Here is an 18,872-nt window from a genome sequence, read left to right as displayed (position 1 = left end):
GTGTGCGTTTAGGGGCCGAGGGCGCGTTCAGCGCACGCGCATGCCGGGCTGCGCGCCGGGCCAGGGTTCGAGCACGTAGATGCCGGGATGGGCTTTTTCGTCGGCGTGGCTGGCGGCCAGCACCATGCCTTCGCTCACGCCGAATTTCATCTTGCGCGGCGCAAGGTTGGCCACCATGACGGTGAGCTTGCCCTTGAGGTCTTCGGGCTTGTAGGCGCTGGCGATGCCGCTGAAGACGTTGCGGGTGCGTCCTTCGCCCGCATCCAGCGTCAGGCGCAACAGCTTTTTGCTGCCTTGCACGGCTTCGCAATCCACGATGCGGACAATGCGAAGGTCGATTTTGGCGAAATCGTCAATGGTGATGACATCGGCCACCGGCTCGCCGCCTGGCGCGCCGCCGTCTGCGCTGGCCGCATGGGCGGACTCGGCAGGCGGCTCTTGGGCCAGTTCGGCGGGCGCGAAAAGCGCCTGGAGCTGCCCGGCTTCCACGCGCTGCATGAGGTGCCTGTATTCGCCGATGGCGTGGCCGGCGGGCAGGCGCTGGCGGGCAGCGGCAAAGCGGTCAAAGGGGGCATGCAGCCACTGGCCCACGCATTCGACCAGGCGCGGCAGCACGGGCGCGAGCAAGATGGTGAGCAGGCGAAACGCCTGAATGCAGGTGGTGCACACGTCGTGCAGGCGGCCTTGCATGCCGGGCTGCTTGGCCAGCTCCCAGGGCTTGTTCTGATCGACGTATTCGTTCACGCGGTCGGCCAGGGCCATGATTTCGCGCACGGCCTTGCCGTATTCGCGCCCGGCCAGCAGCGCGGTGATGGCAGGGGCCGCATCTTGCAGGTGGCACAGCAGGGCGTCGCCATCTGCCGAGACTTCGCCCAGCCGGCCGTCAAAGCGTTTGGTGATGAAGCCGGCGGCGCGGCTGGCGATGTTGATGTATTTGCCAATCAAATCGGCATTGACGCGCAGCATGAAATCTTCGGCATTGAAATCAATATCTTCATTGCGCGCCGAAAGCTTGGCTGCCAGGTAATAGCGCAACCATTCGGCATTCATGCCCAGGTTCAGGTATTTGAGCGGATCCAGCCCGGTGCCGCGGCTTTTGCTCATTTTCTCGCCGTTATTGACGGTGAGAAAGCCGTGAACGAATACATTATCCGGCGCTTTCCGCCCTGAAAAATGCAGCATGGCGGGCCAGAAAAGGGTGTGGAAAGTAATGATGTCTTTCCCGATGAAATGCACCTGCTCCAGATGGGGGTTTTTCATGTATTCGTCGTAGCTTTCGCCGCGCTTTTCCAGCAGGTTTTTCAGGCTGGCCAGATAACCCACGGGCGCGTCCAGCCACACGTAAAAGTATTTTCCGGGCGCATCCGGTATTTCAATGCCGAAATAAGGCGCGTCGCGGCTGACGTCCCAGTCGCCCAGTTTGGGCTTGCCGTTTTCGTCTTCGGCAAACCATTCGCGCGCCTTGTTGGCCACTTCGGGCTGAAGGCGCCCGTTTTGCGTCCAGTCTTGCAGGTATTGCACGCAGCGCGCGTCCGAGAGGCGGAAGAAGAAATGCTCGCTGCTGCGCAATTCGGGCTTTGCGCCGGTGAGCGCCGAATAGGGATGGCCCAGGTCGGTGGGCGCATAAACGGCGCCGCAGACTTCGCAGTTGTCGCCATACTGGTCGGGCGCGCGGCATTTGGGGCATTCGCCCTTGATATACCGGTCGGGCAAAAACATGCCTTTTTGCGGGTCAAAAAACTGCTCGATGGCGCGCACTTCAATCAAGCCGGCGGCTTTCAGATCCTTGTAAATGGCCCGGGATAATTCAATGTTTTCGGCGCTGTCGGTGCTGTGCCAGTTGTCGTAGCGGATGAGAAAGCCGTCCAGATACTGTTTGCGGCCCGCTGCAATATCGGCCACGAATTGCTGCGGGGTTTTTCCGGCCTTTTCGGCGGCAATCATGATGGGCGCGCCGTGCGCGTCATCTGCGCCCACGAAATCCACCTGATGGCCCAGCATGCGTTGCGTGCGCACCCAGATATCGGCCTGGATGTATTCCATGATGTGGCCGATGTGAAACGTGCCATTGGCATACGGCAAGGCGGTGGTGACGAATATGCGGCGCGGGTTCATGGCTGTATTTGCAGACAGTTGAAGAAAAGCCACTGATTTTAGGGTTTCACCCCTCACGGATAGACTGCCGCGCCCATTGAAACAACTCCCGCAAGGACACTTCCCATGAGCATGGACCAGGCCGCCCTGATGGCCGCGCTGCAAAGCGTGATCGACCCGAACACGGGCAAGGATTTCGTTTCCACCAAGCTGCTGAAAAACCTGCGCGCGCAAGGCGCCAGCGTGAGCTTTGACGTGACGCTGGGCTACCCCGCGCGCAGCCAGATTGCCCCCATCCGCCAAATGCTGGAAGACGCCGCCCTCAGCGTGCCCGGCGTGCAGCAGGCCACGGCGAATGTGGATTTCAAAATCATCGCCCACAGCGTGCAGCGCGGCGTGCCGCTGCTGCCGGGCGTGAAAAACATGATCGCCGTGGCTTCCGGCAAGGGCGGCGTGGGCAAGAGCACCACGGCGGCCAATCTGGCGCTGGCGCTGGCCGCCGAAGGCGCGCGCGTGGGCATGCTTGACGCCGACATCTACGGCCCCAGCCAGCCCACCATGATGGGCGTGCACGGCTCGCCCGAGCATGACGGCCAGGCCATGCAGCCGCTCATCGGCCACGGCGTGCAGGTGAACTCCATCGGCCTGATGGTCAAGCAGGGGCAGGCCATGATCTGGCGCGGCCCGATGGTCACGCAGGCGCTGGACCAGCTCATGCGCCAGACGGCCTGGCACGACGTGGACTACCTCATCGTGGACATGCCCCCCGGCACGGGCGACGTGCAGCTGTCCATCAGCCAGCGCGCGCCCGTCACCGGCGCGGTCATCGTCACCACGCCGCAAGACATCGCCCTGATGGACGCGCGCCGGGGCATCGCCATGTTTGAAAAAGTGGGCGTGCCCATTCTGGGCGTGGTGGAAAACATGGCCGTGTACCGCTGCACGCAGTGCGGGCATGAAGAGCACATCTTCGGCGCGGGCGGCGGCCAGCGCATGGCCGAGGAATACAAGGTGGACTACCTGGGCGGCCTGCCCCTGTCGCTGTCCATCCGCGAGCAGGCCGACAGCGGCTGCCCCACCGTGGCGGCCGCGCCCGACAGCGCCGAGGCCGCCACCTACCGCGCCATCGCCCGCCGCATCGCCGTGAAGGTGGCCGAACAGGCCAAGGACTATTCCAGCCGCTTTCCGACCATCACCGTCTCCAATACCTGAGAGCCTGTTCACGGCTTCGCGGCAGACGGAGGGCAGGCGGCAGGCGGACGGTCTTTTTTGCTCCTTTATTCGCAGCATGAGGTCCTAGTGAATAGGGCGCTGAACGGCATTTCATAGGCCTTGTTTTTGCTCCTGTTTTCTTTATCTTCCGGCGGGCAGGATCGCTCGTTTTCAACAGATCAAAGGCGCGGCCCGCCCAGGCCCTTCTGGCTCCGCATGGCAGGCTGGGCGGCGGCCGTCTGAGGCGGCGGGCCGGGCGCTTGCCGCGCCGCTACCATCGCCGCCCCATGAGCCGCAGCAAGACCACCTACGCCTGCAACGAATGCGGGGCCGCCAGCGTGCGCTGGCTGGGCAAGTGCCCCTCGTGCGGGGCGTGGAACAGCCTGGTGGAAACCGTGGCGCAAGCGCCCGCAGGCGGCGGCAAGAACCGGCTGGGCGCGGCCTTCGCAGCGCTGGCCCCCGCGTCAGACGCGCAGGCGCTGGCCAGCATCGAAGCGCAAGACGTGGCGCGCACGCCCACGGGCCAGGCCGAGCTGGATCGCGCACTGGGCGGCGGCATCGTCGCCGGCGGCGTGGTGCTCATGGGCGGCGATCCGGGCATCGGCAAATCCACGCTGCTGCTCCAGGCGCTGGATGCCTTGCAGCGCGCGGGCGTGCCTTCGCTTTACGTGACGGGCGAAGAAAGCGGCGCGCAAGTGGCGCTGCGCGCGCGCCGGCTGGGGCTGGCTGGCTCGCAAGTGGCGGTGCTGGCTGAAATCCAGCTTGAAAAAATCGTGGCCACGCTGGCCGCGCGGCAGCCTGCGGTGGCGGTGATTGACTCGATTCAGACGATTTACAGCGACCAGCTCACCAGCGCCCCCGGCAGCGTGGCGCAAGTGCGCGAATGCGCCGCGCATCTGACGCGCTGGGCCAAGGCGCAAGGCTGCGCCATCGTGCTGGTGGGCCACGTGACCAAGGACGGGCAGCTGGCCGGCCCGCGCGTGCTGGAGCACATGGTGGACACGGTGCTTTACTTCGAGGGCGACACGCACAGCAGCTTCCGGCTGATACGCGCCATCAAGAACCGCTTTGGCGCCGTCAATGAAATCGGCGTGTTCGCCATGACGGAAAAGGGCCTGAAGGGCGTGAGCAACCCCAGCGCCATTTTTTTGAGCCAGCACGCCGACCCGGTGCCCGGCAGCTGCGTGCTCGTCACGCTGGAAGGCACGCGCCCCTTGCTGGTGGAAGTGCAGGCGCTGGTGGACAGCGGCGGCCCCAGCCCCCGGCGGCTTTCCGTCGGGCTGGAGCGCGACCGCCTAGCCATGCTGCTGGCCGTGCTGCACCGGCACGCAGGCGTGGCCACGGGCGATCAGGACGTGTTCGTGAACGCCGTGGGCGGCGTGCGCATCAGCGAACCGGCGGCCGATCTGGCGGTGATGCTGGCCATCACCAGCAGCCTGCGCGGCAAGGCGCTGCCCAAAGGCTTTCTGGCCTTTGGCGAAGTGGGCCTGGCCGGCGAAGTGCGCCCCGCCCCGCGCGGGCAGGAGCGCCTGAAGGAAGCGGCCAAGCTCGGCTTTTGCGTGGCCGTGGTGCCCAAGGCCAACGCGCCCAAAAGAAAAGACAAGGCTTTCGAGGGCCTGACCATTCACGCCGTCGAGCGCGTGGAAGAAGCCATGGCGCTGGCGCGCCAGCTGGCCTGATCCGGCCTGTAACTATCATTTGCATAGCGAGCCGCCCGCCTGCCGTGGCTGGAAGCCGCGCGTTTTTCCCTGTTTCCCGATAACAAAGGAGTTTTTGCCATGCCAGTCCATCTTTCGCCGCCAGACGCGGCCAGCCTGCATCCTGTCAGCGGCGTGCGCATCGGCGTGGCCGAGGCGGGCATCCGCAAGGCCGGGCGCAAGGACTTGACCGTGATGCTGCTCGATGAAGGCGCAAGCGTGGGCGGCGTGTTCACGCAAAACCGTTTTTGCGCCGCGCCCGTGCAGGTGTGCCGAGAGCACCTGACGGCAGGAGCCGGAGCGGACATCCGCGCTTTGGTCATCAACACGGGCTGCGCCAACGCGGGCACGGGCGCGGCAGGGCTGGAAGCGGCGCGCCGCACCTGCGACGCGCTGGCCGCGCAGCTGGGCGTGCGGCCGCAGCAGGTGCTGCCGTTTTCAACGGGCGTGATCCTGGAGCCGCTGCCGCTAGAGCGCCTGCAAGCGGGCCTACCTGCTGCGCTGGCGGACGCGCAGCCTGCCCATTGGCTCAAGGCCGCCGAAGGCATCATGACCACGGACACCGTGCCCAAAGCGCGCAGCGTGAAAGCAAGCGTGGGCGGCGCGCAAGTGACCGTCACGGGCATCAGCAAGGGCGCGGGCATGATCCGCCCCAACATGGCGACGATGCTGGGCTTTGTGGCAACCGACGCATGCGTGGCCCCCGGCCTGATGCCGCAGCTGGCGCGGGCGCTGGCCGAAAGCTCCTTCAATCGCGTGACGGTCGATGGCGACACCTCGACCAATGACTCTTTCATCGTCATCGCCACGAACAAGGCGGGGCACGCGCCCGTGCAGTCGCTTCAGTCGCCCGAAGGGCAGGCGCTGTTTGCCGCCCTGCTGGAAGTGGCGCGCTGGCTGGCGCAGGCCATCGTGCGCGACGGCGAAGGGGCGACCAAGTTCATCACCGTGCAGGTGGAAGGCGGACAAAACGCCGCCGAGTGCCGCCAGGTGGCCTATGCCATCGCCCACTCGCCGCTGGTGAAAACGGCCTTTTTCGCCAGCGACCCGAACCTGGGCCGCATTCTGGCGGCCATTGGCTACGCGGGCATTGCCGATCTGGACACGGAAAAAATCGATCTGTATCTGGACGGCGTGCACGTGGCCACTCGCGGCGGGCGGCATCCGGACTACCGCGAAGAAGACGGCCAGCGCGTGATGAAACAGCCCGAAATCACCGTGCGCGTGAACCTGGGGCGCGGCGCGGCCAGCGAAACCGTCTGGACATGCGACCTGAGCCACGAATATGTAAGCATCAATGCGGATTACCGCTCCTGAAAACCTGTTCGCAATTTATCTGTCAGTGCGAAAAGCGCGGCCTTGGGCGCTTTTGGGTTTTGCGAATCCTTGATGGAGGCCGCCAAGCCATCTGCGATTAGCGCCTTGCCGCCCGCCCCGCCTCGCGCTCCCTCACGGTCAGACTCCGCACGGGTTCTGAATGAAAGCGGGCGCGGCCTGGCGGTAGATACCGGGCAGGTTCCGCGCAGCATAAAAAAGCCGGACCGCACTGACAAAGTGCAGGTCCGGCGCAGAGAGGTTCGCGCAGGGGGAAGTCGGTGGTCACGTTCACCCGCGCAGGCTTGGAGAACCGCAGCGATTATAGCGACAAACAAGAACGGCTATCAAGCGATTTTTACGTGTTTTTACGAAATGACCGCTTTGCTTCGTGTTTCTTGCCGGGGCTTTTTAGCGCTTCTGTGAAGGCTGTGGCAGACGCCTGTGCCAAATTCTGGCCGCGCAAGACAAGAAAAGCGGGGCGAAAAAGGCGCTGGCAGGAAATGGATGGGCTGCGGCGGGCTTGTTTTGCTCCTCTATCCATAGCGTCATGTCCTAGTGCATAAAGCGCAGGAGCCGTTTTGATGACCCCTGAATCCGCTCCTGTTTTTGAGTGCTTCGCAGACTGCTGTTCTATTCATTGCTCCAGAGCTGCGGGTGGGATACAGGCGGCTCAGTGCCGGGTTGCGTCCGCGCGCGCGCCGCGCACTCGCTTTTTGGCAGCGGCCGCCACGGCGGCGGCGGAAGGCAGCGGCGGGGCGGCAGCGGCCTGCGCGTCGGGCAGCGGCGCGGGCAGGCGTTCCAGGGCGGTTTCGAGCACCTGGTCGATCCAGCGGACGGGGATGATTTCCAGGCCGTTTTTCACGTTTTCCGGAATTTCCTGCAAATCCTTCACGTTTTCTTCGGGGATGAGCACCTTGCGGATGCCGCCGCGCAGCGCGGCCAGCAGCTTTTCCTTCAGGCCGCCGATGGCGGTGACTTCGCCGCGCAGGGTGATTTCGCCCGTCATGGCCACGTCGGCGCGCACGGCAATGCCGGTCAGCGCCGAGACGAAGGCCGTGGTCATGGCCGCGCCGGCGCTGGGGCCGTCTTTGGGCGTGGCGCCGTCGGGCACGTGCAGGTGGATGTCCAGCTTTTCAAAGGCGTCGTCGGCAATGCCCAGACGGCGCGCGCGGGCGCGCACGACGGTGCGGGCGGCTTCGACGGACTCTTTCATCACATCGCCCAGCATGCCGGTGCGCAGGATGTTGCCTTTGCCGGGCATGGCGGCGGCTTCAATGGTGAGCAAGTCGCCGCCCACTTCCGTCCAGGCCAGGCCCACGACTTGGCCAATCTGGTTGTTCTGCTCGGCGCGGCCATAGGTGAACTTGCGCACGCCCAGAAAGTCGCCCAGGTTTTTGGCCGTGACTTTCACTTTCGGCTTCAGCTGCCCCAGTTGCAGGCCCTTGACGACTTTGCGGCAGATACGCGAGATTTCGCGCTCCAGCGAGCGCACGCCCGCTTCGCGCGTGTAGTAGCGCACGATGTCGCGCACGGCGTCTTCGGAGACGCTCAGCTCCGCCTCTTTGACGCCGTTGGTCTTCATCTGCTTGGGCAGCAGGTAGCGCATGGCGATGCTGGTTTTTTCGTCTTCGGTGTAGCCCGACAGGCGAATGACTTCCATGCGGTCCAGCAGCGCGGGCGGAATGTTCATGGAGTTGCTGGTGGCCACGAACATCACGTCTGACAAATCGAAGTCCACTTCCACGTAGTGGTCGCTGAAGGCGTGGTTTTGCTCGGGGTCCAGCACTTCGAGCAGGGCGCTGGCCGGGTCGCCCCGGAAGTCCATGCCCATCTTGTCGATTTCATCCAGCAAAAACAGCGGGTTGCGCGTGCCGGCCTTGTTCAGGCTTTGCAGCACTTTGCCGGGCATGGCGCCGATGTAGGTGCGGCGGTGGCCCCGGATTTCGGCTTCGTCGCGCATGCCGCCCAGCGCCATGCGCACGTATTTGCGGCCCGTAGCGCGCGCGATGGACTGGCCCAGCGAGGTTTTGCCCACGCCGGGCGGCCCCACCAGGCAGAGGATGGGGGCCTTGACTTTGTCCACGCGCTGCTGCACGGCCAGGTGCTCCAGGATGCGTTCCTTGACTTTGTCTAGCCCGAAGTGGTCGGCGTTAAGCACTTCTTCGGCGTGGGCCAGGTCATGTTTGATACGCGTTTTTTTCGACCAGGGCAGGCCCGCCAGCACGTCCACGTAGTTGCGCACCACGCTGGCTTCGGCGGACATGGGCGACATCAGGCGCAGCTTTTTCAGCTCGTTTTCCGCCTTTTTCAGCGCCTCTTTGGGCATGCGGGCGGCCTTGATGCGCTTTTCGATTTCTTCAATGTCCGCGCCGTCTTCGCCTTCGCCCAGCTCTTTTTGAATGGCCTTGACCTGCTCGTTCAGGTAGAAGTCGCGCTGGTTTTTCTCCATCTGGCGCTTGACGCGGCCGCGAATGCGCTTGTCCACGTTGAGGATGTCCACCTCGCGCTGGATTTCTTCCAGCAGCGCCTGCAAGCGTTTTTGCACGTCAGCCACTTCCAGCATCTTCTGCTTGACGGGCAGTTGCAGCGGCATGTGCGCGGCGATGGTGTCGGCCAGGCGCTCGGCTTCGGCAATGCCGGAGATGGAATTGAGGATGTCGGGCTGAATCTTCTTGAGCTTGGCGTATTGCTCGAACTGCTGCGTGACGGCGCGGCGCAGCGCCTCGGCCTCGGTGGGGTCGGCGGGCGCGGCCGCTTCCGGCGGCATGGGCAATACGGTGGCCTTGAAAAACTCGCCGTCTTCCACGCGCTCCAGCGCCGCGCGCTGCTGGCCCTGCACCAGCACTTTCACCGTGCCGTCGGGCAGCTTGAGCATTTGCAGCACAGTGCAAATGCAGCCGGTGGCGTACAGGTCGGTCATGGCCGGCTCATCCTTGCCGGAAGTGCGCTGCGCCACCAGGGCGATGCGGCGCTCTCCGCCCACGGCCGCTTCCAGCGCCTTGATGCTCTTGGGCCGCCCCACGAACAGCGGGATGACCATGTGCGGAAACACCACCACATCGCGCAGGGGCATCAGCGGCATGTCCACCGGTTGGGGGGGCAGCAGGGTCAGTGTGGTCATGAAGCAGGGAATCCTTGTTCAAAAGAGGTGTCTGGAATTGGCGGCGCGCCAGGCAATTTCAAGACGCCGCCCAGCCCGCGCCGCGCCAGGGCGCCGCCGCCAAAATGTAGCGCAGCAATGCATCTAGCAGGCCAGAATTTTTCGCTACTTTATCAATAGCATGATGTCCTAGTGCAGAAAGCGCAGAGCGTGTTTTTGGCAGGCCTGAATTTGCTCCTGTTAAAGGAGCCATTCTGGTGTTTCGGAAGTCCCTGGCGGTTTTCCCAAATGGCGCACCGTGCACGCTTGCTTCCAAATCCAGCCCGAGCTCAATGCGCAAGGCGTCGGCTTGCTGGAGCAGGTCTTAAAAAAATCAGCTCGGCGCGCGGCACCTCAAACGCGCTCTTGGTCATTCATGCGCAGGGCGTGAAGAATGCGAACACCCAAGGCTTGCCGCACGACTTTTGAACAGGTTTTAAACGAAGCGGGCTGCTGCGCAGGTCGTCAGCGGAAGACCACGGTTTTGTGCCCGTTGAGCAGCACGCGCCGCTCGGCGTGCCACTTCACGGCACGGGCCAGCACCTGGCTTTCGGTATCGCGGCCCACGGCGGTGAGCGACTCCACGGTGTGCGTGTGGTCGGCGCGGGCCACATCCTGCTCGATGATGGGGCCTTCGTCCAAAGCGGCGGTCACGTAGTGCGCCGTGGCGCCGATGAGTTTCACGCCCCGCTCGTGCGCCTGGTAGTAGGGCCGCGCGCCCTTGAAGCTGGGCAAAAAGCTGTGGTGAATGTTGATGGCGCGCCCGGCCAGCTTGCGGCACAGGTCGTCAGAGAGCACTTGCATGTAGCGCGCCAGCACCACCAGCTCCGCCGATTCGGCCTGGATGATTTCGTACTGCCTGGCCTCGGCCTGCGCCTTGGTTTCGCGGGTGACGGGAATGTGATGAAAAGGCACGTTGTAGCTGGCCGCCAGCTGATAGAAATCGCGGTGGTTGCTGACGATGGCGCGAATGTCCAGCGGCAGCAGCCCGCTTTTCCAGCGAAACAGCAAATCGTTGAGGCAATGCCCCTCGCGGCTGACAAAGATGGCGCAGCGCATGGGCTGCGCCGCGTCGTGCAGCTGCCAGCGCATGTCGAACTGCGCCGCCAGCGCGTCCAGCGCCGCGCGCATGGCCTGGCTTTTGGCTTCGGGGTTTTCGTCCGTCACCACAAACTGCACACGCATGAAAAACAGGCCCGTGGCCTGATCGTTGAACTGCGCCGCTTCTTCGATGTTGCCGCCGTTTTCCAGCAAAAAGCCGGAGACGGCATGCACGATGCCCATGCGGTCCGGGCAGGAGAGGGTCAAAACGTAAGTGGTCATTGCGCCAATTGTCATGGATGCACTTGACAGGCGTCCGCGCCCTTCCGGCCAGAGCGCACGTTTTCTCTTTGCCGCCACGCAGCCGTTTTGCATCAAAAAAGGAAGCAAATTTAGCGGAGCCCAAATGCGCCATAACGCCCGTTCCACTAGGACCCCATGCTATCAATAGAGGGGCAAAAAGAAGGGGAGAAGGCTGTGAGGGCAGGGCGGCAAGGCGTTTCATGAGGAAAGCCGCATGCGAATGCCAAGGCCGGTTTTGGCGCTGGCGGTTCCGGTCCGGCGGCGCTTGTCAGGGCTTGACGCTGCCGGCCATGCCTTGCCTGATTTGCTCCCAGCTCAGGCCAAAGCGCAGCAGGTATTTGCGCAGGCGGTCGGAATCATTGACGGCTTTGCGCTGCTGGCGCGATTGGGCAAAAAGCCGCCTGCCCGCTTCGGACAGGCTCGCGCTTTGGGCGCAAACGGGCAGCACGGCGGCCAGTTGCAGGCGGTCAAAGAGGTCGAGCGCGGCGGCTTTTTCAGGCCCCAGCAGGCGGGCGGGCCAGTCGGCGGCCGCTGGCGCGCTTTCGGGGGCGCTTTCCGGGCCGCTTTCGGAGCCGCTTTCCGGCCCCTGCCGCGCCCAGAGCCAGCGCAGGCGGGCGGTTTCGGCTTCTACTTGCGCTTGCGTGATGCGGCCGCCTTCGGCCAGGGTGGCCAGGCGGGTGATGCTGGAGGACAGGTCGCGGAAGTTGCCGCGCCAGGCGGCTTCTTCGCTTTGGGCAAAGCGCAAAAAGGCGCTGCGCGCTTCGGGGTGAAAGCGCGCCATGCGGCCTTGCTCGCTGGCGTGCAGGGCCAGCAGGTGGTCGATGTTGGGTTCGATGTCTTCGGGCCGCGCGGCCAGGCCCGGCAGGTCGTAAGTCCAGAGGTTGATGCGCGAAAAAAGGTCTTCGCGAAAGCGCCCGGCGGCCACTTCGCGCCGCAGGTCGCGGCAGGTGCCGGCAATGAGCTGGAAGTTGCTGCCCACTTCGCGGTCGCTGCCCAGCGGGTAGAAGCGCTTTTCCTCGATGGCTTTGAGCAGCATGGCTTGCTCGTCCGGCCCCAGCTCGCCGATTTCGTCCAGAAACAGCACGCCGCCATCGGCGCTTTTGAGCAGGCCGGCGCGGTCGCTGGCCGCGCCGGTGAAGGCGCCTTTTTTGTGGCCGAACAGGGCGGACATGGCCCCGTCGCCGTGCAGCGTGGCGCAATTGACTTCCACGAACTGGCCGCTGATGAGCTTGCGCTCGCGCTTGAGCTGGGCCATGCGCCGCGCCAGAAAGGATTTGCCCGCGCCCGTGGGGCCGGTCAGCAAGATGGGCGCGGCAGAGCGCACGGCCACGCGCTCGATTTCGTCGATCAGCGCGTTAAAGCGCGCGTTGCGCGTGGCGATGCCGCTTTTGAGAAAGGCCACGGCGTCGCGCTGCGCGGCCTCAAAGCGCCGGGCGATGGCGTCGTAGCGCGAAAGGTCCAGGTCAATGAGCGAGAGCTGGCCCGGCTCGCCCGTGCCCCAGCGGCGCGGCGGCGAGGTTTGCGCCAGCACGCCGGGCAGGTGGCGCGATTCGGCCAGCAGGAACAAACAGATTTGCGCCACGTGCGTGCCGGTGGTGATGTGCACCCAGTATTGCCACTCGTCCGGCGCCCAGGCGTAGCCGTGCGCCCAGTCATAGAGCGCGCTGTAGACCTGGCCAAAGTCCCAGGGGTCGGCAATGGGCAGCAGGGTCAGGCGCACGTCGGTGGCGGGCGAAAAGGAGGCGATGTCGCCCTGCACGCATTCGGCCAGCCGGCGGTGGCGCTCGCCGGTGTAGAGCAGCTCCAGCCGCGCCACGGGCTGGCCAGGCTGCTGGCACAGCGCCACGGAGGGCCGCCACTTTTGCCAGCGGCCCGCGCCCATGCCGCTGTCGAGCTGCGTGCCGAGAAAGCCAATGGCCGTGACAGGTTTGATATTCATATCTCAAAGTCTAGCTTTGAATATCGAATCAGCCCGCCTGCCGCCTGGCCTGAAAGGCGCGGCCAGACGCCTTCAGAAAAAATTTTCTCCTTTTATTTCAATGAATTGAATGGTCTTTCAGCCGCCTGCAAGCGGCGCTGGCATGCCGTCTGCATTAAAGAAAGCACCTGAATGGCTGCCGCCAGCTTGCAGGAGCCGCATCGGGCCACAAGCCCTGCGGCCCGGTGCGGCGCCCGGTTCGCGAAGCGCCTTGCAGCGCAAAGCGGCCTGTAGGCGCGCCGTATGCCGCTGGTGATGGTGTTCGGGTTTTGCTGGTAGCTCAGTATGGATAGAGCGCACTTTTTTCTAAGGTGAAGTCGCAGGTTCAAGTCCTGCCAGGCAAATTGTTTGTGGCTCATTCGGTAGAGCAATGCACTGTTAATGCATCGGTACATCCGTAGCGGGTTCGAGTCCCGCCAAACAAAACCGCATTCCGCAAGGAATGCTCAAGTACCGGGGCCGCACGGCCCCTCCCGCCGAGTGCGGCGCGGCCTCAAGGCCACGGCTGGCGTCAAGCCTGCCCGGCCTGCCAGCTGCGCCGCCCCTGCCCCGGCGGCCCCGCGCCAGCGCGCGCACCGGGGCCGCAGCGGGCGGCCAGCGGCGGGCCGCGCCAGAGAAAAGGCCGCCTTGGCAGGGCCTTGGCCTCAAAGCAGGCTCTCTGGACGCCGCCCGCATCGCACGCCGCCCGTCTGCGCCCGGCTCACGCGCCGGCCCGCTGCCGGGAACCTGTTCGCAATCGGGCCGTGAGGGGCGAAAGTGCGAAATCGGGATGGGATGCAAGGCGCAAACCGCAGACGGGCCTCTGTGGCCCGGCGAGGATTTGCAACGCTGCAGACCGCCCGAGTCCGCGCTTTTCGCACCCACGGACGGGTTGTGAACAGGTTCCACAGGGTTCGGCAATCTTTTTTGAACCTCTTTGAAACAAACCGGTTCGGCGTGAATGACTTGCGCGAATCGCCATAGGAGAAAAAAACATGAAAACCTGGGGCTTCAAAACCATTCGGGTCAAGAAAAACGAACGCGCCATGCTCCTGCGCAATGGCGACTTTGACCGCATGCTCATGCCAGGCAAGCATCGCATCGCAGCCTGGGGCGACGAGCTGCGCGCCCAAGCCTTCAATCTGGAAGAAAGCGCCTTCACGCACTCTTTGAGCGACTACCTGATGGCGCGCGAGCCGCAAGTGGTGGCCGAGCACTTTGTGCGCGTGCAAACGGGCGAGGACGAAGTGGCCCTGCTCATCGAAGACGGCGTGCTGACCGCCATCATCCCGCCCGCCACGCGGCGTCTGTACTGGAAGGGCCTGCACGAAGTGCAAGCGCAAGTGCTGCCCGTGCCGCCCGATTTGCGCGTGCCCGCCGACTTGCTGGCCCGCATACGCGCCGCCCGCGCTGCGGGCATGAACCGCTACGCGCCGCTTATGGCCGAAGTGCCGCAGTTTCACACCGGCTTGCTGTGGGTGGACGGGCAAATCCGCGAAACCCTGCCGCCCGGCGTGCATGGCTGGTGGCAGCACGGGCACGCCGTGCGCGTGGACGTGGTGGACTTGCGCGCGCAAACCGCCGAAGTCGCCGGGCAAGACATCCTCACCCGCGACAAAGTCACGCTGCGCCTGAACCTCACCGCCGTCTGGCGCTACACCGACGCGCAAACCGCCTTCGGCCAGCACCCCAAGCCCGCCGATCACGTGTACCGCGAACTGCAATTTGCCTTGCGCGCCGCCGTCGGCCAGCGCACGCTGGACGCCCTGCTGGAAGACAAGGCCGCCATTGACGCCACCGTGCTCGCCCAGGTGCAGCCGCGCCTGGCCGGCAGCGGCATCGCGCTGGAGAGCGTGGGCGTGAAAGACATCATCCTGCCGGGCGACATGCGAACCATCCTCGCCCAAGTGGTGGAAGCCGAAAAGGCCGCTCAGGCCAACGTCATCCGCCGCCGCGAGGAAACCGCCGCCACCCGCTCGCTGCTCAACACCGCCAAGGTCATGGAAGGCAACCCCGTCGCCCTGCGCATGAAAGAGCTGGAAACGCTGGAGCGCGTGGCCGAACGCATCGACAAGATCTCCGTCGTCGGCGGGCTGGATCAAGTGCTCAGCGGGCTGGTCAAGCTCCGGCAGGACTGAAACGGCAGCCATCGCATGGATGGCAGCCGCCGCGCGTCTTCATGGGTTTTGCGGCCGATGAAGGCGCGAATTGAATTGATCTTCCAGGGGCGGCCCCGCGCCGCCCTGTCATCCCATCTCCTGGTCATCATGAAAAACACCCCAAGCCGCAAGCAACTGCGCACCGAGCAAAAAGCTGCGCGCAAGCAGCCCTGCGCGCAAAGGCTGCCAGCGGACATCAGCCGCCTGGTCCCCAACAATAGCTACGGCGCGGCTTGCAAGCAGTTTTATGAACCCGTTCCCTTCCGCTGCATGGACTGCGGCAAGGAAGAAATATGGACAGCCCGCCAGCAAAAGTGGTGGTACGAAGACTGCCAGGGCAGCATCTACAGCACCGCCACGCGCTGCCTGCCCTGCCGCATCGCCCGCCGCCAAAAGCTGGCCGAGCAGCGCCAGCGCACGCAAGACGGTCTGGCCCGCAAAGCCGCCCGCACCTTTGACGTTCAAGCCTTCAAACAGGAAAAACAGCGCCGCGCCCAATTGCGGCGGCAGTGGCGCGCGCAGCAAAAGGCGCGACAAAAGGCGCTGGAAATTCCGGCTTCCGATGCACGCGGCTGACTGGCGGATCCGGCCAGTTGATTAAAGGAATCAAAATGACAACGACTGAAACCATGCAAAACGCCGCCGCGCCCGAAGAAGCGGCGCAAAAGCGGCTGGAGCGCCGCCTGGAGGCCGCGCGGGCCAGAAATGAAAAAGCCGCTGAAGAAATGCCGCCCGAAATCATTGAGGTGAATAACGAAAACGGGCATTACCTGCAAATGCAAATCGGCGGCGCTGCGCCCATCAAAATGTGGACCCGGGGCGTGCCGGTGGAAGAAGACGCGCGCCAGCAGTTAAAAAATATCGCCAGCCTGCCCGTGGTATTCAAACACGTGGCGGTGATGCCGGATGTGCATTTGGGCATTGGCGCCACGATTGGCACGGTGATTCCAACCATCAAAGCCATTATTCCGGCGGCGGTGGGCGTGGATATTGGCTGCGGCATGATGGCCTGCAAAACCACGCTGACGGCCAGCGATTTGCCCGATAACCTGGGGCCGCTGCGCAGCGCCATTGAAAAAGCGGTGCCGCACGGCATGACGCCCAAGAAATATGGCCGCGACAAAGGCGGCTGGGAAACGCCGCCCGCCGAAACAGACGCGGCCTGGACCCGCCTGGCCGATGAATTCCGGCAATTGTGCGAATTACACCCGCGCCTGGAAAAGACGAATCATTACAAACACCTGGGCACGCTGGGCACGGGCAACCATTTCATTGAAATTTGCCTGGATGAAAATCGGGCCGTGTGGATCATGCTGCATTCCGGATCGCGCGGCGTGGGCAATGCCATAGGCACGCATTTTATTGAATTGGCGAAACAAGATGCGCGATTGCACCAGCAAAATCTGCCGGATGAAAATCTGGCTTATTTTGAAGAAGGCGCGCGGTATTTTGGCGAATATGTAAAAGCCGTGGGCTGGGCGCAAAAATTCGCCGCCGCCAACCGCGAAGTGATGATGACGCGCGTGATCAATGCCATGCGCAAGGTCATTACCAAGCCATTTGAAACGCACGTGGAGGCGGTGAATTGCCACCATAACTACGTGCAGCGCGAAACGCATTTTGGCCAGGAGGTTTTTGTCACGCGCAAGGGCGCGGTGAGCGCCGAAAAGGGGCAGCTGGGCATCATTCCCGGCAGCATGGGCGCCAAAAGCTACATCGTGCGCGGCAAGGGGCACCCCGACAGCTTCAACAGTTGCAGCCACGGCGCAGGCCGCACCATGAGCCGCACCCAGGCGAAAAAACTGTTCACGGAGGCCGACCAAATCAGGGCGACCGAAGGCGTGGAATGCCGCAAGGACGCGGGCGTGATTGACGAAATTCCAATGGCCTACAAGGACATAGACGCCGTGATGGCCGCCCAGGCCGATTTGGTGGACGTGCTGCACACGCTCAAGCAGGTGGTGTGCGTGAAAGGGTGAAGCAGAGCAAAACGCCTTCGGCCAAGCCGGGACTGATGCAACGCATGAATATTGCTCCTTTATTCATAGCATGATGTCTTAGTGGGAAGAGCGCAGGATGGTTTTTTGAAATCATTGAATTTGCTCCCCTTTTTAAGGCTGCTGTTGGGTAAGGCGGCTCGGAGTTCACCTCATTTAGCCCCTGCACCGTTTGCACATCAAAAAGGCTGGGGCGCGCCTGATGGCGCACCCCAGCCTGAGCAAAGGAGCAGAAACGGGCGTTTATTTCGGCCCAAGGGCGCCTGAAGCCGCGCCCTTGGCGGCGTTCGAAGCGGCGTCCTTGGTTGCCTGCTGCCGGTCGTCCTGTCCTGTCACCGCAGGCATTTGCGCCTGTTCGGCTGCCGTGGCGGCGGGCTGAGTGGCGGAGTGGGTGGCAGATTGGGCGGCTGAAGGCTGCGCTGTGGTTTTGGCGGCCTCATGCGCCTGTGGTCCTGCAACGGCTGAGGGCGCAGGCGCATTGGCCTGCTGATCCACGGGCTTGATGCCCGTGCCGGCGGCATGGGCCATGCCCCAGCTCATTGCCGTGGTCAGCAGCACAACGGCAGAAGAAGCGTAGATGGAACGTTTGGTCATGGAAGAACCTTTCATCGAGTTGAAGGGGAGTTGCAGTGTGTCCGCCATCGCCGTTACACACCACCTCTGGCCTGTTGGGCTTGTGTCAGGGTGCAAGCTGGCCCGCGCCGCGCGCTGCCGCCTTCCGGCAGCAGGGGCTTCCACTAAAATGGCCGGTTGCTTTACCACACATATTCGGCCCCGGACTGCCTGGCCGCCGGGCGCCGCCGAAGGAGAAATTCACCCTCATGGCAAAAGAAGAACTGATCGAGATGCAAGGCGTCGTCAATGAAGTGCTGCCTGACTCGCGCTACCGCGTCACCCTCGACAACGGCCACCAGCTCGTTGCCTACTCGGCAGGCAAGATGAAGAAGAACCACATCCGCATTCTGGCGGGCGACCGCGTCACGCTGGAGCTTTCGCCGTATGACTTGAGCAAGGGCCGCATCAGCTTCCGCCACCTCAACCGTGCGCCCGGCAGCGCCTCGCCGCCCGCTCGCAGCGCGCGCTGAAAACCCGCTTTTCCCGCCGCTTCAACAGCCCTTTTTTCTGCCCGCGCCTGCGCTTTGCAGGGGCGGGCAGCGTCGTTTCCGGGGCTGGCGTATTCAATATTCGCGCGTCCATCCAGCCGCTTGTTCACGCGCTTCTTGGCTGCGCGCGGCATGCAGTTGGGCGCTTGGCCGCCTGACTGCTTTGGGGCTGCCCATGAAGGCGCCTGTTTATTGCCCGGCTTGCTGGCCGCTGGCGGGCAGTTGAATGGCGGCAATGCGCTCCAGCGCCTGCTGCACTACGTCGCTTTGCATGCTTTGGTAGAGCATTTCGGCTTCGGCTTCCTTGGACAAGGCGGCGCTTTCGCTGTAGCTCTGGTCGATTTCGCGCAGGATTTCGGCGTCGGGCAGCGCCACGTGGCCTGCCGGGGTGACGAGGCGAAAACCAAAGCGCACGCGCAGTTGGTATTCACGCACTTGCCCCGCCGCGTTCAGGCCGACCACGCTGCGCTCGCGGCTGTCTTGCAGGGCTTGCAGGATGACTTGTGCCCGGTTTTTTTCAGTGGCGTCGGTAATGACTTGCAGGCCCGCGCTGGCAAGCTGGCGCTTGAGTTCCGCGCCCAGGGTGGAGCTGGCGGGCATGTCCACGTAAATGGAGCGGAAGGCAAATTCAGGCGGGCGGCGCAGGTGAAAGCCGCAGGCCGTCAGCAAGGGTGCGGTGCTGGCAGCAAGGGCGGCCAGGCTGGCGGTGAGCAAAAGGCGGCGGCAAGGCATGGCGGGCGCTTTCGTCATGGTTCAGAAAGAAGGGGGCACAGGCGGCATAAAAGAGGAGCGAATTTGATGGGGCTGAAATGCCGCTTCGCGCAGATTCCACTAGGACGTCTTGCTATGAACA

The 18,872-nt window shown here is 63.8% G+C and carries 14 protein-coding genes and 2 tRNA genes; 9 read left to right on the top strand and 7 right to left on the bottom strand.

Annotated features, from left to right (window positions below):
• Positions 1–27: 27 nt before the first annotated feature.
• Positions 28–2,115 carry a methionine--tRNA ligase gene (gene metG / locus QB898_RS06975; RefSeq protein ID WP_279524360.1) on the bottom strand — a complete coding sequence of 696 codons (2,088 nt, stop codon included), beginning with the start codon at positions 2,113–2,115 and terminating at the stop codon, positions 28–30.
• Between the two features lie 105 nt (positions 2,116–2,220).
• Here metG and apbC point away from each other — a divergent pair, with 105 nt between their 5' ends.
• From apbC to argJ, 3 genes are all read left to right on the top strand, one after another.
• Positions 2,221–3,306 (top strand): iron-sulfur cluster carrier protein ApbC, encoded by a 1,086-nt coding sequence (gene apbC / locus QB898_RS06970; RefSeq protein WP_279524359.1) that lies wholly within the window; start codon positions 2,221–2,223, stop codon positions 3,304–3,306.
• A gap of 287 nt (positions 3,307–3,593) precedes the next feature.
• Positions 3,594–4,985, top strand: a complete 1,392-nt coding sequence (radA, locus tag QB898_RS06965) for a DNA repair protein RadA (protein ID WP_279524358.1) — start codon at positions 3,594–3,596, stop codon at positions 4,983–4,985.
• A gap of 99 nt (positions 4,986–5,084) precedes the next feature.
• Positions 5,085–6,320, top strand: coding sequence for a bifunctional glutamate N-acetyltransferase/amino-acid acetyltransferase ArgJ (gene argJ / locus QB898_RS06960; RefSeq protein ID WP_279524357.1), 1,236 nt, complete (start codon positions 5,085–5,087; stop codon positions 6,318–6,320).
• Positions 6,321–6,990: 670 nt separating this feature from the next.
• On the opposite strand, the gene lon is transcribed toward argJ, so the two are convergent.
• From lon to rtcR, 4 genes are all read right to left on the bottom strand, one after another.
• Positions 6,991–9,441, bottom strand: coding sequence for an endopeptidase La (gene lon, locus QB898_RS06955; RefSeq protein WP_279524356.1), 2,451 nt, complete (start codon positions 9,439–9,441; stop codon positions 6,991–6,993).
• Between the two features lie 58 nt (positions 9,442–9,499).
• Positions 9,500–9,760, bottom strand: coding sequence for a hypothetical protein (locus tag QB898_RS06950; RefSeq protein WP_279524355.1), 261 nt, complete (start codon positions 9,758–9,760; stop codon positions 9,500–9,502).
• 164 nt (positions 9,761–9,924) lie between these two features.
• Complete coding sequence (gene purU, locus QB898_RS06945; protein WP_279524354.1) at positions 9,925–10,782, bottom strand: formyltetrahydrofolate deformylase; 858 nt, start codon at positions 10,780–10,782, stop codon at positions 9,925–9,927.
• 289 nt (positions 10,783–11,071) lie between these two features.
• The gene (rtcR, locus tag QB898_RS06940; protein WP_279524353.1) at positions 11,072–12,742 is read right to left on the bottom strand and encodes an RNA repair transcriptional activator RtcR; all 1,671 of its coding nucleotides are present in this window, start codon (positions 12,740–12,742) and stop codon (positions 11,072–11,074) included.
• 307 nt (positions 12,743–13,049) lie between these two features.
• Here rtcR and QB898_RS06935 point away from each other — a divergent pair.
• The 5 genes from QB898_RS06935 to QB898_RS06915 all read left to right on the top strand — a co-directional run bounded on the left by QB898_RS06935 (position 13,050) and on the right by QB898_RS06915 (position 16,898).
• Positions 13,050–13,126 (top strand) — tRNA-Glu (locus QB898_RS06935).
• Positions 13,126–13,206, top strand: a tRNA-Asn gene (locus tag QB898_RS06930). The genes QB898_RS06935 and QB898_RS06930 overlap by 1 nt, the downstream gene beginning before the upstream one ends.
• A gap of 549 nt (positions 13,207–13,755) precedes the next feature.
• Entirely contained in the window at positions 13,756–14,898 is a 1,143-nt protein-coding gene (locus tag QB898_RS06925; RefSeq protein WP_279524352.1) for a slipin family protein, read from the top strand.
• 129 nt (positions 14,899–15,027) lie between these two features.
• Positions 15,028–15,495 (top strand): zinc-ribbon domain containing protein, encoded by a 468-nt coding sequence (locus QB898_RS06920; RefSeq protein ID WP_279524351.1) that lies wholly within the window; start codon positions 15,028–15,030, stop codon positions 15,493–15,495.
• A 200-nt stretch (positions 15,496–15,695) separates the two neighbouring features.
• Positions 15,696–16,898, top strand: a complete 1,203-nt coding sequence (locus QB898_RS06915) for an RtcB family protein (RefSeq protein WP_279524370.1) — start codon at positions 15,696–15,698, stop codon at positions 16,896–16,898.
• 261 nt (positions 16,899–17,159) lie between these two features.
• Here QB898_RS06915 and QB898_RS06910 read toward each other — a convergent pair whose 3' ends face one another.
• Complete coding sequence (locus tag QB898_RS06910; RefSeq protein ID WP_279524350.1) at positions 17,160–17,510, bottom strand: hypothetical protein; 351 nt, start codon at positions 17,508–17,510, stop codon at positions 17,160–17,162.
• A 227-nt stretch (positions 17,511–17,737) separates the two neighbouring features.
• Between QB898_RS06910 and infA the strand changes: the two genes are divergently transcribed.
• Entirely contained in the window at positions 17,738–18,001 is a 264-nt protein-coding gene (gene infA, locus QB898_RS06905; protein ID WP_279524349.1) for a translation initiation factor IF-1, read from the top strand.
• 207 nt (positions 18,002–18,208) lie between these two features.
• Here the strand turns inward: infA and QB898_RS06900 are convergent, their stop codons facing one another.
• Positions 18,209–18,769: an LPS-assembly lipoprotein LptE gene (locus QB898_RS06900; RefSeq protein WP_279524348.1), complete on the bottom strand. Its 561-nt coding sequence runs from the start codon at positions 18,767–18,769 to the stop codon at positions 18,209–18,211.
• Between the last annotated feature and the right edge of the window lie 103 nt (positions 18,770–18,872).

The sequence above is a fragment of the Ottowia cancrivicina genome (genome assembly GCF_029813755.1).
Classification (GTDB): Bacteria; Pseudomonadota; Gammaproteobacteria; order Burkholderiales; family Burkholderiaceae_C; genus Ottowia; species Ottowia massiliensis.
This window is presented reverse-complemented; position numbering and strand designations above follow the sequence as displayed.